This window comes from Pseudomonadota bacterium, from assembly GCA_039028155.1.
Taxonomy (GTDB): domain Bacteria; phylum Pseudomonadota; class Alphaproteobacteria; order SP197; family SP197; genus JANQGO01.
In genome coordinates this window covers 1-13602 of sequence record JBCCIS010000088.1, presented here as the reverse complement: position 1 = coordinate 13602, position 13602 = coordinate 1, and the positions used below count along the sequence as shown (strand labels likewise).

The 13602-nt window shown below is 62.9% G+C and carries 13 protein-coding genes; 5 read left to right on the top strand and 8 right to left on the bottom strand.

Annotation, left to right across the window (positions count from 1 at the left end):
* Nucleotides 1–164 precede the first annotated feature (164 nt).
* From AAF563_24495 to AAF563_24485, 3 genes are read right to left on the bottom strand one after another with little or no spacing between them, the layout of a single operon-like run.
* Entirely contained in the window at nucleotides 165–899 is a 735-nt protein-coding gene (locus tag AAF563_24495; protein MEM7124458.1) for a TIGR04283 family arsenosugar biosynthesis glycosyltransferase, read from the bottom strand.
* Nucleotides 896–1675: a ferritin-like domain-containing protein gene (locus tag AAF563_24490; protein MEM7124457.1), complete on the bottom strand. Its 780-nt coding sequence runs from the start codon at nucleotides 1673–1675 to the stop codon at nucleotides 896–898. The genes AAF563_24495 and AAF563_24490 overlap by 4 nt, the downstream gene beginning before the upstream one ends.
* 2 nt (nucleotides 1676–1677) lie before the next feature.
* Nucleotides 1678–2448 (bottom strand): DUF3047 domain-containing protein, encoded by a 771-nt coding sequence (locus AAF563_24485; protein ID MEM7124456.1) that lies wholly within the window; start codon nucleotides 2446–2448, stop codon nucleotides 1678–1680.
* 158 nt (nucleotides 2449–2606) lie between these two features.
* Between AAF563_24485 and AAF563_24480 the strand changes: the two genes are divergently transcribed.
* Nucleotides 2607–3953 carry a sialidase family protein gene (locus AAF563_24480; GenBank protein ID MEM7124455.1) on the top strand — a complete coding sequence of 449 codons (1347 nt, stop codon included), beginning with the start codon at nucleotides 2607–2609 and terminating at the stop codon, nucleotides 3951–3953.
* Between the two features lie 79 nt (nucleotides 3954–4032).
* Nucleotides 4033–4419, top strand: coding sequence for an MAPEG family protein (locus tag AAF563_24475; protein ID MEM7124454.1), 387 nt, complete (start codon nucleotides 4033–4035; stop codon nucleotides 4417–4419).
* Here AAF563_24475 and AAF563_24470 read toward each other — a convergent pair.
* Nucleotides 4416–5366 (bottom strand): LysR substrate-binding domain-containing protein, encoded by a 951-nt coding sequence (locus tag AAF563_24470; protein MEM7124453.1) that lies wholly within the window; start codon nucleotides 5364–5366, stop codon nucleotides 4416–4418. The genes AAF563_24475 and AAF563_24470 overlap by 4 nt on opposite strands.
* Before the next feature lie 102 nt (nucleotides 5367–5468).
* On the opposite strand from AAF563_24470, the gene AAF563_24465 reads away from it, so the two are divergent.
* On the top strand, nucleotides 5469–6638 hold the full coding sequence (locus AAF563_24465; protein ID MEM7124452.1) for an aromatic ring-hydroxylating dioxygenase subunit alpha: 1170 nt from the start codon (nucleotides 5469–5471) through the stop codon (nucleotides 6636–6638).
* 16 nt (nucleotides 6639–6654) lie between these two features.
* Here the strand turns inward: AAF563_24465 and AAF563_24460 are convergent, their stop codons facing one another.
* The 4 genes from AAF563_24460 to AAF563_24445 form a co-directional block, all read right to left on the bottom strand.
* On the bottom strand, nucleotides 6655–7242 hold the full coding sequence (locus AAF563_24460; protein MEM7124451.1) for an SCO family protein: 588 nt from the start codon (nucleotides 7240–7242) through the stop codon (nucleotides 6655–6657).
* Between the two features lie 14 nt (nucleotides 7243–7256).
* On the bottom strand, nucleotides 7257–8990 hold the full coding sequence (locus AAF563_24455) for a multicopper oxidase family protein (GenBank protein MEM7124450.1): 1734 nt from the start codon (nucleotides 8988–8990) through the stop codon (nucleotides 7257–7259).
* 245 nt (nucleotides 8991–9235) lie between these two features.
* Complete coding sequence (locus AAF563_24450; GenBank protein MEM7124449.1) at nucleotides 9236–9775, bottom strand: ferritin; 540 nt, start codon at nucleotides 9773–9775, stop codon at nucleotides 9236–9238.
* Nucleotides 9776–9931: 156 nt separating this feature from the next.
* Complete coding sequence (locus AAF563_24445) at nucleotides 9932–11119, bottom strand: MFS transporter (protein MEM7124448.1); 1188 nt, start codon at nucleotides 11117–11119, stop codon at nucleotides 9932–9934.
* Between the two features lie 151 nt (nucleotides 11120–11270).
* On the opposite strand from AAF563_24445, the gene AAF563_24440 reads away from it, so the two are divergent.
* Both AAF563_24440 and AAF563_24435 read left to right on the top strand, forming a co-directional pair.
* A complete protein-coding gene (locus tag AAF563_24440) occupies nucleotides 11271–12413 on the top strand; it encodes an aromatic ring-hydroxylating dioxygenase subunit alpha (protein ID MEM7124447.1) in 1143 nt (380 codons plus the stop codon).
* 125 nt (nucleotides 12414–12538) lie between these two features.
* Nucleotides 12539–13602 (top strand): MFS transporter (locus AAF563_24435; protein ID MEM7124446.1); only part of this gene is annotated, 1064 nt, incomplete at its 3' end.

The window sequence follows — 13602 nt, the reverse complement described above, 5'->3', positions numbered from 1 at the left end:
GATCGTGGCGGTTGCGGCGGGGTCGTGGGCCTGCCAGCGCGGCCATAGCTCCGCCTTCGGCGCGAACAAGGCCTCGAAGGAGGCGATACCGGCGAGCGGCAGACTCAATGCGACGATGCCGACGGCGCGCGCGCCTTGCGTTAGTATGTTGCGACGGGTCAGTGTCATGCTTTCTCCACGCCGTGTTGTGGTGTGATCGGTGTGCGCTGGCGACGGCGCCGGCACTGCCAGGCGTAGTAACGAGCGAGCAGGCGCGGCGAGATGCCGAGGTGAAAGAGGCCATGCAGCAGGAGCCAGCCGGCAACAATTGCTGTCGGCGAACGTCCCTCGAAACGTCGCGATGACGTCACCAGTGCTGGTTCATCCAGGCAACAGGTTTTGCCTGCGCGTTCAAGGCGGCGGCTGAAATCGTAGTCTTCCATCAGATCGATCGGACGGATGCCACCGATGGACTGATAGACACGGCTCCTGACGAAGATGCCGGAGTCGCCATAGTAAAGGCCACGTGCGCGAAACCACGCGTAGAAGCCGGTAAGCCATTCGGCAAACGACGTGTCACCGTCGAAGATGACGCGGAAATTGCCGCCCACACACGTGGCGTCACGCGCCAAGGTTTGCTCGATGGCGACGAGCCCGTCCGCGGGAAACTGGGAATCGGCGTGCAGGAAGAGCAGCACGTTACCGTTGGCCACCTGCGCGCCGCGCGCCAATTGCTGACCGCGGCCCGGATCGCTTTGCAGAAGCGTGACCCCTGCGTCGAGGGCGATGGACGGGGTGGCATCATCACTGCCGCCGTCGACGACGATGACCTCGTGGTCCACTGGTTCCTGGCCGAGGCGCGACAGCAAGGCGGGCAGGCGCGTGGCCTCGTTCAAGGTTGGTATGATGACGGAGATCATGTGGCTGCCGTCCAGGCATCACGCGGTCTGACACCAATGCGGCGCAAGGCGATGTCATGGTGCCGCCAGCCGCCCCGCAGCCACGTGAGAGCCGCGCGCTCCAGTGCGTTACGACGCGACCGGTCGTTTGCGGCGAAGGCCGTGGCCTGAGACCAGATACGGTGAAGCCACGCGTAGAGTTCGGCGCGTTTGTCAGACGATTGATCTGCCAGAACGGACTTCAGGTAGATCTTGCCGAACGCCACGTGACGCGCTTCATCGCGGGCGACCAGACGGTTGATCTGGCGTAGCAGGGGGCAGGGCAGCAGCCGCGCCAGCATCTCCTGTTGGCGCAAGACCTCACCCTCGACGATGATGTGGAAGGCGAGGATCGTGCTGACGGGCTGAAGCGGGCCGTCCTGAGATTCTGACAGTGCGCGTTCGAGATTTGGGTCCATCGGCGCGATGCCGCCGATGCCGTCGAGATAGCGCGCATAGACGGACGCGTGTCGTAACTCATCCGCCAATTGGTAGCCGAGGCAATCGCGAACAATCTCATCGTCGATCGCGTTGAGCAGCGATCGGCACATGCCGCTGGTGGCGATTTCACCGTGATAGAGTTGGCTGACGGCTCGGCGCGCCTTCTCCTTGGAGACCCAGAACGGCAACCGCGGACCACGGTTCCAGTCGATGGCGTCGTCCGCATGCCATTGGTTGGCACGCGCGTTCGCGCTCAAGCGGCTCAGTCGCTCGTCGTCGTCGCGTGTCTCCCTTGCTGATGGTGCGGTCTGCGCCAAGGTCACTCCATGAAGGTCAGATCGGCGACCGCGCCGGCCGTCTTGCTGCCTGTGTCGTCGCTGTCGGCGGAGATCGCGACGAATATCGGTGCGGGCGGCGCGTAACCGAAGGCCGCCTGGAAATCGGCTTCGAAGTCGATTTCCTCCATGAACCATCGCCCGGTCGGTTCCTGACTGCTGCGCAGGACAACCATTGCGCCTTGGTCGCCAAAGTGCGGGTTTTCCATCAGGACGCCTTCCGGGTGATTGCCGCCCCAGACATAGGTCAGCACCTTGCCGGCGAGCGGTGGCGCGACCAGTTCGGTCATGGTGTTCTCGATGCTCTCCCAGAACGAGAGGGAGTCGTGGCCGGCGGGGAAGACGATGTGGACGGCAAGCGAACGGTCGTCACCAGTGTCGCGCGACAGATCGGTTGGCGGCACCGCCTGGTCAACCCGCCAAGTCCAGCCCAGTCGGCCCATGTCGGCGGTATCCTCGTCGACCGGCCGATAGAGGAAGGCAACGGCGTTGTCGGCGCGAATGTCGATGGTGCCGGAACCGGCATAGCTGAACTCGGCGGTCTGCTTGCCGGGGACTTCCAGAACCGACCAACCCATTTTGCTCAAGCTTTCCGGCAGGCCAGAGGATGTCGCGACGTCGTCGGCCGGCGAGCCTGCCTGCGCGGCAAGCGAAATGAGAACCGCGACGACCGTCAGGAACGACAACAGACCGAGTCGAATGCGCGGGCCGAAACCGGCGGTCTCTCGGTAGATGGCAACGGCGGAACGGTTCATGACGTCGGGTCCCCTGGGAGCAAAGGCGTCTGCGCCAAGACGTAAGCAAGGTGGCGCGCTGGACAACGTGTGCTCCGTTCACGTCGCCAACAAAGCCGCGTGAGCGGCCGGATCAACGGTTATGATACGGGGCGAGGGGGCTGACGGATGGTGATGCGATGATGAAATCTGCCTGGCTGACCCCGGCTGCTCTGTGTGCGGCGGCGTTTGCTTGCCTCGTCGCCGGTTTGTCCGGAGCTCTGGCGGAGACGCCGGTGGTCACGTGGCAAGACCCGATCGAGGTCGCGTCAGGCGAAGGCCATAAGGGGCCCTGGCGCCAGAACGATTCCGATTTCCGCTATGTCGACGATCCGTCGCCGGCGATTGGCCCTGACGGCGAAATCGGCGTGGTCTGGGTCGATCAGGCGCGACACGCCGTGCTTTTCCAGGTCTATGACCCCGACGGCGCACGACGTTTCCAGACGCCGGTCGATGTGTCCCGCAGCCCTGGCATCTTTTCCTGGCTGCCGCGCGTAGCGTTCGCCGATGACGGCACCGACGACGTCTATGTGCTGTGGCAGGAGATCGTCTTTTCCGGCGGCTCCCACGGCGGCGAGATCTTCTTCGCGCGCTCCGGCGATGGCGGCGCGACCTTCGACACGCCGGTCAACCTGACCAACAGTCTGGCCGGTGAGGGCAAGGGCCGGCTGACGCCGCGTCGCTGGAACAACGGCAGCTTGGATCTGGCGCTGGGCCCTGGTGGCGCACTCTACGCAGCCTGGACCGAGTACGAGGGCAATCTGTGGTTCGCGCGCTCCGACGATCGTGGCGCGACGTTTGGCGAAGCCCTCGGGATTGCGACATTCGAGGATGGCGGCCCCGCGCGCGGCCCGTCGCTGGCGGTGGCGCCTGACGGTATGATCGCGTTGGCCTGGACGGTGGGCGAGGACGAAAGCGCTGATATCCGTGTCGCAACGTCGGTGGATGGTGGCGACACCTTCGACAGACCGGTGATCGCGGCCGACACCGTCGGCCATTCAGACGCGCCGAAGCTCGCCTTCGATCACAACGGCGTTCTGCATCTGGCTTTTGCCGAGAGCGCCGGTGGTTTCTATGGGCGTTACAGAATCGCCTACGCGCGATCGATGGATGGCGGACGGGAGTTTGAGGTCCCGCGCAGTGTGCCGAAACCCTTCGACGGTACAATCGCCAGCGCGGCGTTTCCCTCCCTCGCGCTCGGCACCAATGGAACGGTGATGATCATGTGGGAACGGTATCCGCACTATGGTGGGCGGCCGCTGGGCCTGGGCTACAGCCTGTTGCGGGATGGCGGTGAGAGCTTCTCCGAAGCTGCCGTTGTCCCCGGTGCCGCCGATCTGGATCTGGGCGTCAACGGCAGCCTGCAGGGCCTGCTCATGCGCAAACTGGCGGTCGACGGCGATGCGGTCGCCGTCGTCAACAGCACGTTCAAGGAAGGCGAGGCAAGCCACGTGTGGCTGATCATTGGCGACATCACCGGACCTTGAGATTCCGCATGGGTGATCGTGAGCCGCCTGGGTAGCGTAGGTTCTAAGCATCAGCTTTGTTGGAGGTCGGGAGACTGTCATGATGATCACCGCGTTCTTTGCCGGCCTGTTGGGGCTCGGATACGTCCTCTTGACGGCCAACGTGATACGCACCCGCCGCGCAGCCTCGGTCAACCTGGGTGATGGCGGTGACGAGTTGCTGACGCGCCGGATACGGGCCCACGGTAACTTCGGCGAGTATGTCCCGATCGCGCTCATCCTGATGGCCTTCGCGGAACTGGGCGGTGCGCCTTCCTTCCTGATTTACATCTTGGGTGTCGCCCTTGTGCTCGGTCGGCTGATGCACGGCCTCGCACTCTCGACACTGACGCGCCGCCCCGCGGCCCGCGTCGGCGGCATGATCCTGACCTTGCCGGTGATCGGCGTCGCAGCGGTCACGTGTCTGATTGTCGCGATCGCGAGCTAAGACCTGCCGTAGGCATCGGGAAGATCGTCAGCGGGGTTCGGCTCGCGCGCCGCCGTCGCAAGCAACCAGTCGCGAAACAGGAGGGCTTGCGGGGCCAGCGGCCGATCGCGCGGTATCACCAGATAATGGGCCTGGCTTGAGCGGGTCGTCGTTTCGATGGCGCGCACCAGGGCGCCGCGCCTCAGCGACCCTTCGATCAGGCGTGCCCAGCCCAGTGCGATGCCTTGGCCGTCCAGCGCCGCCTGTATGACGTTGGCGTAGTTGTTGAAGCTCAGACCGCCGCGCGCCGGAGGTGGCGTCACGCCGAAGGGCGCCAGCCATGTCCGCCACGGGACCCAGTCGGGATCGATCTCGTCCTGGTGCAGCAGGGTTTCGCGGATGAGGTCCTGGGGCTCGCGAAGCGGTTTGCGCTCGCTTAGATACCCCGGACTGCAAACGGGCATGATGATATCGTCGAACAGGCGCGCGGCCTCCAGGCCAGGCCAGGCGCCATCGCCAAACCGCACCGCTAGATCGACGCTTGCTGTCTGCGGGTCGACATAGGGGTCGGCCGCCACCAGGCGCAGTGCGACGTCCGGATGCGCAGCGCGGAACTCGCCGACCCGGGGCATCATCCACATCGACATAAAGGCGGTGCTGGTGGCGACCGCGACGCCGGCACTGTCGCCCTGACGCCGCAGGTCAATGGCGACGGTCGCGATATGGCCAAGGCCGGTGGCGACCGCGTCGCGCAGGCGCTCGCCTTCGCGGGTCAGGCGTACCCGACGTGCGGCACGGTGAAACAACGATACGTTCAGATTGCCCTCAAGTGCCTTGATCTGGCGGCTCACGGCGGCCTGGGAGACCCCCAGCTCCTCCGCTGCCCGCGTGAAGTTAAGGTGCCTTGCGGCGGCCTCGAAGGTGACCAAACCGGTCGGCGACGGCAGATTTCGGCGCAGACGATCCATAACTTCAGCGTATGGCCTTGCTGAGTATTTGTGAAGTTCTCTCGAATCGCGTTTTGACGCCTAATCATGGTTTGCTGTGAGGACTTCAGCTGGGAACGCGCGATGTCTGTCTTGCCTGCACTCGATAACCCGTCTCTTGAACTGCCGGATCTGGCGGCGATCGAAGCGCCTCTGGGCGAGGCGCGCGGCCTGCCCAACCAGGCCTATACCTCCGACGCCTATCTGGCTCTGGAGCGCGACCGCATGTGGGCGGGCTCGTGGGTTGCCATCGGGCGGGCGTCCCAGGTGCCGGAAGCCGGCGATGTTCGGCCGGTCGACCTGCTCGGCATGCCGCTCTTCTTCGTGCGTGCGCGCGACGGCGCAGTGAACGTCTTCCACAATGTCTGTCGCCATCGCGGTATGACCCTGGTGACCGAGGCGGGCCACGCCGGCGCCGTCCTGACGTGCCCCTATCACAACTGGGCCTATGGCTTCGACGGCGCGCTGCGCACGACGCCCCATGTCGGTGGGTCCGGCATTCATACCTGCCAGGGTTTCGACAGCGGCAAATTCGGTCTGAAGCAGGTCAGGAGTGCCGTCTGGTTCGACCAGATCTTTGTCAACCTGTCAGGTGACGGCGTGTCGTTCGACGACTTCATCCGTCCGCTCGCCGAACGTTGGTCGATGTTCGATCAGAGTCTCATTCGCCATGGCGGCGCGGATTCGGTGATCGGGTTCGACCTCGACTGCAACTGGAAGCTGGCGGTCGAGAACTATTGCGAGGCCTATCACCTGCCGATGGTGCATCCGGGCCTGAACAGCTATTCGCGGCTGGAAGACCACTACGACATCGTCGTCGACGACCGGTTCGCCGGCCAGGGCAGTCTGGTCTATAGCCCTGAACGCGGCGGACCCGCGCTGCCGGTGTTCCCCGACCTGCCGGAGGAGTGGACGACGCGGGCCGAGTACGTGGCGCTGTTCCCCAACATCCTGCTCGGTATCCACTTCGACCACTTCTATGCGGTGCGCCTGTTGCCGGACGGCGCCGGGCGGGTCAGCGAGACCTTCGATATCTACTACGTCGGCGAAGCGCCCTTGGGCCCCGACTATGACGGCGTCCGCCGTCAGGTGACCGCAGGCTGGAACGAGATCTTTGCCGAGGACCAGGGCGTGTGCGAAGGCATGCAGGTTGGCCGAGCCTCACCCGGCTTCGACGGCGGCGTCCTGACGCCGGTCATGGAACAGCCAACCCACTGCTTCCATCGCTGGGCGGCACGCGCGATGCACGTGTGACGCCGGGCCAGCCCGGTCACATGAAGTCTAGCACGCCGCTGGCGATTTCTTCGGCCAGAGCCTCGTGACTGAATAGGCGCAGGAAATTGCCCGAAGGGTCCATCAAGAAGACGTAAGCCGTGTGATCGACATAGTAGTCATCACCATCGACGTTCCCGCTCTTCGCATACTCAACCTGATAAGCGCTCGCGACGTCGGCGATCTGGGCCTGACTTCCCGTAAGCGCGACCAGCGAGGGATGAAAGTGGGAGGCGTAGTACTTCATCGAGTCGACGGTGTCGCGTTCCGGATCGACGGTTATGTAAATCGGCTGAACTTGCCCGGCCTGTTCGCCCAATCTGTCGAGCGCGGCCGACACCTGCCATAACGTCGTCGGGCATATGTCGGGGCACCAGTTGTAGCCGAAATAGACCAGCATGAACTGACCGCGGAAGTCGCTGTCGCTGCGGACCTCGCCGTTCTGATCGACAAGCTCGAACGGGCCGCCGATGGCGACGCGCAGTGTTGCCGCGCCGTCGTCGCCCGCCGCCGGTGCCGTCGGCGCCATAAAGGTCGCTGCGATGAGAAGCCATGCCGCACAGACGGCGGCATGGCTTTTTCTCATCGGGCTAGTAGCACTCAATTGGTGCTCTGATCGACGATCGAGATGACGTTGCCCTGTGTCGTCAACGTTGTCGGTTGGGCGTAGTCGTTGGACGCCAGACACAGGCTGTTGTCGAGGTCCTGCTCCAACTGCGCCAGCAGCGTCTGCGCCAACTGCAGACCGCTGTCCGGTAGGGCGGCGTGGTCGTGATCGTCGTCGCGCGGCTTGCACGTCGCGCGGTCGGTTGTCGACATGCTCTCGCGATCGATGTTCGACGGCGTACCAGCCTCGCACCGGCCCGCGTCCGTCCGCATGTTGATCGTCTGCATCATGCCGGCATCTTCATGTTCGCCGATATGGCAGTGGTAGACGGCCTTGCCTTCGATAACCGGGTTCTCATAGGAGATGCGCACCTTCACCGAACCGTGGGGATCCTCGGCCGTCGGGCACGTGCAGTCCGTGCAGTTGCCGTCAGCATCGCACTTGCAACGGTTCGGGAATTCGTCGGTCGCCGACCGGTAGGGAACATGGACGGTGTCCTGCCAACCGGTGAACTCGACGGGCTCGCCATTCATCTCGATCACCTGGTACTGCAGCTGATGGTGATGGAACGAGTGCATCTCGCCCGTGCAGTTATTGATCGTCCACTCTTCAACGCAGCCAATCCGAACCGTCGTGTTGATGACGTCCATGTTGGTGCCGACATTGTTGATGCAGAATTGACTGCCATCGGCGGTCTCCGACATGTCGAACGTCCGCGCGCAGCACGTTTCGACGTCACGCAAATCGGTAACCTGCGGAAACTCTGTCGGCAATGCAGGACCATCGACGACCGGGTCGCCGCTGACGACAAGCGTGCCCAGCACCGTCTCGGGGTGGGGATCGCCAGCCGGGCCCATGTTGATCTCGCGGGTCTTGAAGATGTACTCGCCGGGCTCGCCGCCGACGATCAGGAACTCGGTCCTGCCGCTGGTCGGCAGCAGCAGGTGATCGTATTCGACGAGCTGGTTCGTGTTGAAGCCGTCGCGGGCGATTTCATAGATCTTGTGACCCTCAATCTCTAGATCGTAGAAGATGTCGGCGCCGATATTGCCGACACGCCACAACTGAATCTCGCCGGGACGAATTGTGATGGTCGGGTTCACCTGACCATTGATCATGCGCATGGTCGGATTGCCGGGATCAGGCGGATTGGGCACCTTGCCGTCGACAATCTGGATATCGCGCAGAACCATGTTGCGCTGCCTGATATCTTTCAGTTCCGGCCAGGGATCGAGCACGCCCTCGACGCTGATCAGGCCCGACAGGCCACTGCCAATCTGATACTCGGTCGAGCCGTGATAATGCGGGTGGTACCAGAAAAGACCCTTGGGATGGTCCTCAGGAAACTCCACCTCGTACATGAACGTCACGTTCGGATCGACGATCACGTAGACGTTGTCGGAGTTGCCCAGCGGTGACGTGTTTGTCCCGTGATAATGCAGGTTCGTCGGGTAGTCCTTGTAGTTGTGAAGGTTAAGGACCAGCGTGTCGCCGGGCTTCAACGTCAGTGTCGGCGGAATGAAGAGGCCGTTATAGAGATGGGTCGTGACCTTCTTGCCGCCGACTTCGATGGTGTGCGGCGCGACGGTGAGGTGCGTGGTTAAGACGCCGTCGTTGCTGTAAACCGCCGGCGGGTCGACGAGTTCTTCTCGTTCCTCCTCGCCATCAGCGAAAGCACTGATCGGCAGAACCAAAATCGAAAGCAAAATCCAAAATCGCGCGAACATGGAGCCGTCTCTCCCAACAATGACCGGGCGGATGCCGCCCCTCCCGCGGTTCGCCCTTAAGACCCATCCTAAGTGAAATTGAGAATGATTCGCAACAACGCCGTTGCTATGGCGATGCGTCGTGCCGAAATTTCATGAGAGGAATCGCCGGGCCACGACGCACCTGCCGCCAATGGGGCGGCGAATCCTGCACGGCACTGATCAGGTAAGGCGCCGCATCACGGCACCATCATGCTACGGCGATCTCAGGCCACAGCGGTTGGATTGGGGGCCGCTTGATCCATAGCCGCGGCCGAAGCGCCAATGCCCGCGACTTCCTGGTCGATGAAGTAGAGCGCCTGGGGTCCGTCACCGATCAACTTGATGCGGTCGACGATGTCGCGAAACAACTTCATTTCGCCGCGCTGTTCCATGACGAACCATTGCAGAAACTCGAACGTGCTGTGGTCGCCACAGGCCTGTGCTTTGTTGACCTCATGGCCGATGGAGTCAGTGACCTTCTGTTCGTGAGCCAGAATCTTCTCGAACAGGGCCAGCACGCTATCGACGTCGACGGCTGGCTCCGGCAGCGCGTCCAGTCTTATCGTAATGTCGCTGTCGATCATGAAGCGCATCATCTTACGCATATGCGTCAGTTCCTCGTCAGCGTGCGCCAACAGGAACTCGCCGCAACCGTCCAGGTGCCGGTCGAAGCACCAGCCTGCTGCCTGCCAGTAGAGGTGGGCCGAAGCCAGTTCGCCGTTTACTAGATTGTTAAGAGCCGGTTTAGCGTCGGCAGAACTCATTGTGTGTCCCCTGATTTCGCAATCGACTGGCCCTGAGCCTTAGCGGAACACGAGAGCCAATTGCAAGTGATTCTTAACTTGCAATGGCGCGATGCGTTGTCGCTTGGTGCCATCCCCGGCCGGCCACGCACCGGCAATCCTCATGTTGCCGTGTGCCTAGGATCGCCGATGCCGCAGCCAGCTTGCCACGGCGAAGGGCAGGAACACCGCGGTAAACAGAACCATCGATAGCGGCAGGCCATCGGGTCCGACGATGTCGTTGGCCAGACCGACGAAGGGCGGGCTGAAGACGCTGGCGGCGCTCCACATGAGGGTATAGACGGTGATCGCGGTGGCGAGTGACGAGCCGCGGAACTGCGCGCCAATCAGACTGAGCGCCACGACGTAAAGTCCGCTGACCAGGCCGCCCAGGACAAAGAAATAGACGAAGTCCAGCACGGGCACATGGATGAAGACGTCGATCACAAGCAGCGCCAGAAAGCTACCGCCGATCAGGCATGCGCCGACAAGCCGGCTGTCGCCCCGGTCGGACAGCCAGCCGATCGGATATTGAAGGGCAATGCCGCCTATCGCGAAGGCAGTGAGTTGCTGAAAAGCGCGGTCGACATCCAAATCGGTATCCGCCGCATAGACCGGCAGAAAGGTCCAAAGTGCGGTGAAAACAAGCGCGTAGCTGAGGTTGAACATCATCGGTACCGGCGCCAGGCGCAGTGGCGTCAGGAGCGATTTCGTCATGCCGAGCAGCCCGTCGCCGCGCCGTTCGTCCTCGATTTGCGGCGCCAGTTTGCGGGCCCAGATGATGGGCAGCACCGACGCGACGGTGATCACCGTCGCGATGATGAACGGAGTCGCACCGGCATAACCGACAATCGACAGGACGCTCGGCCCGACCGCGCTGCCCAGGCTGAAGCAGGCGTTGTAGATCGCCAGCACGCGGCCACGGATCGCGTCCGTTGCCGTCTGGGTAATCCAGACTTCGCCAGCAATCCACAAGACGCCACCAATGGCGCCCATGGCAAGGCGAATGATCGTCCAGCCCCAGAAGCCCGTCACGACGGTGCAGGCGAGATAGAGGACGGCTTCGAGCAGCGTTGTCACGATCATGACGGGCGCCAGGCCGTAGCGTGCGATGATCGCCGGTGCGAACGGCGCGACAACAAAAAGCCCGATGGCGTTGGCCGCGGTGCTGGCGCCAATCAGCCAGTCGTCGACCCCCATTTCGTCGAGGCGTGTCGCAAACAAGGGCGCGTTGAAACCGCCGGTCATCGATGCGACGGTCAATCCGCCGATGACGGCTATCAGGCTCCGCCACAACACGGCTTTCGATGGCGATGCGCTCGTCATTCGGCGATACCCCCATCCGGCGGGTACGCGCATCGATCGGCCGCAACGTTCCGCTGGAGTCCACAAGCCATACAGTTTGCCGCATGGCTTGAACAGCCGAAGCGGTTTTTGTACGATCATTCAATAATCGATCATGCCTGCGGAGTAGGCCATGGCCACCGTCAACGCGTTCGCGACCGAGAACTTTACCGAAGACGCCGGCACGTCGTTCACGTTGCCGTCGCCATGGTACTTCCGGCCGGAAGTCTATGCCGAGGAAGTCGAGAAGATCTTCCATCGGTCCTGGCGCGTCGTCTGTCACAAGAGCGAGGTCGCGAACCGTGGCGACTACGCGACCGTCGATGTGCAGGGTCAGGGTGTCTTTGTCATTCGCGGCACCGACGGCCATCTCAAGGCCTTCCACAACGTCTGCCAGCATCGCGCCCACGAATTGTTGCAGGGCAAGGGTAACGTCAAAGCCGTCATTACGTGCCCCTATCACGCCTGGGCGTATGGGCTGGACGGCGGGCTGAGGGCTGCGCGCAACTGCGAGAGTGTCGCCGGTTTCGACAAGGCCGATTTTGGTCTGGAGCCGGTGCGCGTGCAGGAATTCGGCGGTTTCATCTTCGTCAACCTGGACCGCGACGCCAAACCGATGAACGAATGGGCGCCGGGTATGGAGGAGGCGATCTACAAGTGGTTCCCGGATGTCGATCGTGTCGTGCCGGCCAGCGGCAAGGATTTCGAGATCAAGGCGAACTGGAAGGTCGTCGTCGAGAACGCGATCGAAGGCTATCACTTCCCGAACTCCGGTCCCTGTCATCGCGAGCTCTGCGACATCATCGACATGGCCGGCACCAAGCTTGAGGTGCACGAGAACTGGTTCGCCATCATCGCGCCGCCGGGCGAAAACAAGACCGGCGTCTATCCGTTCCCCGACGACGGCCAGGGTGGCCAGACGCCCTATTTCATCACGCTCTATATGTGGCCTGACTGGATCATCTATTCCTGGCCTTACGCCAACATGATCTCGACCTTCCTGATGCGCCCGACCGGTCCGGAGACCTCCGTCGTCGAGAACCCGTACTACGACGTGCCCGGTGAATCCGACGACCCGACGACGCGCGGTTCGGAGTTCTGGTTCAACAACAACCTGGGTCCAGAGGACGCCGCGTTGAACGAGGGCGTGCAGCGCGGCATCAAGTCACGCGGCTACTATCAGGGCCGCTTCTTCACCAAACCGGGCGAGCCCGGCGACAGTGAGCATTGCGTCCATGCGTTTCAGACCTGGGTGAAAGACGCGCTGCTCGACTAGCTGCCGCTGACGTTCAACAGGCCGACACGGTTCCGAGTGGTGCCGCGTCCGGTGTTCTTCGCCCTTTTTTCGTGACACAGTCCCCTTCCGGCTTGGCGCCGGCATCGCATTGGGGGGCAAGGCGATTGACCGAGACCAGCAGCAAGAAATGGTGGGTGCTGGGGGCCATGGGTGCCTCGTTGGGCCTCATGGTGCTCGACGAGACCATCGTCGGTGTCGCGCTACCGACCATCCGGCAGGACCTCGATCTAAGCCAAACGGCGTCCCACTGGGTCGTTAACGCCTATCTCTTGGTGTTCGCTGCGCTTGCCGCGGCGATGGGCAAGTTGGGCGATATCGTTGGGCTCAGACGCTTTTTTATGCTCGGTCTTGCCATCTTCGCCGTGACGTCGCTGGCCGCCGGGTTCGCCCAGAACGAAGCATGGATTGTCGCGGCACGCGCGTTGCAGGGCGTCGGCGCGGCGATCATTCTGCCAGGCTCGATGGCGATGATGATGATGGTGTTCCCGCCGGAGGAACGCGGCGTGGCGCTCGGGATCTACGGGTCGATTGGGTCGTGTTTCATGGCATCGGGACCACTGCTGGGCGGCCTCTTCACCGAGTTCCTCACCTGGCGCTGGATCTTCTGGGTCAATCCGCTGATCGTCCTGGTCATCGCGCTTGTGGTGTTGGCGGTATGGCGCGATCCGCCGCGCACGCCCCAGACCGAGCGTTTCGACAGCACGGGCCTGATCACCCTGGTCGCCGGTCTTGGCATGCTGGTGATGGGGTTGATGCAGGGGCCGGAGTGGGGCTGGCATGCGCCCGCTATCCTCATCTTGATCGCCGGTGGCGCTCTATCGCTGATCGCTTTCGTCGTGATCGAGTTGCGCCGCCACGCGCCGCTTATCGAGGTCGACCTCTTCGCCAACCGCACCCTGGCGACGGCCAACCTTCTGATCTTTACCGGTCAGTTCTCCAAGACGACGATCTACATTCTCGGCGCGCTCTACCTGCAGCATGTCTTGGACATGGGCGCGTTGGAGGCAGGCGTTGCCATTCTGTGGGCGGCGGCACCCGTCATCATCATGGCCGTTACCGTCGGCAAGGTGACCGACAAGTGGGGCGAGCGCCGTCCCGCCCTGTTCGGCCTGGCAATCAACATCGCCGCCTTCATCTGGATCGCTTTCCTGGCGAACGGGTCGGGCTT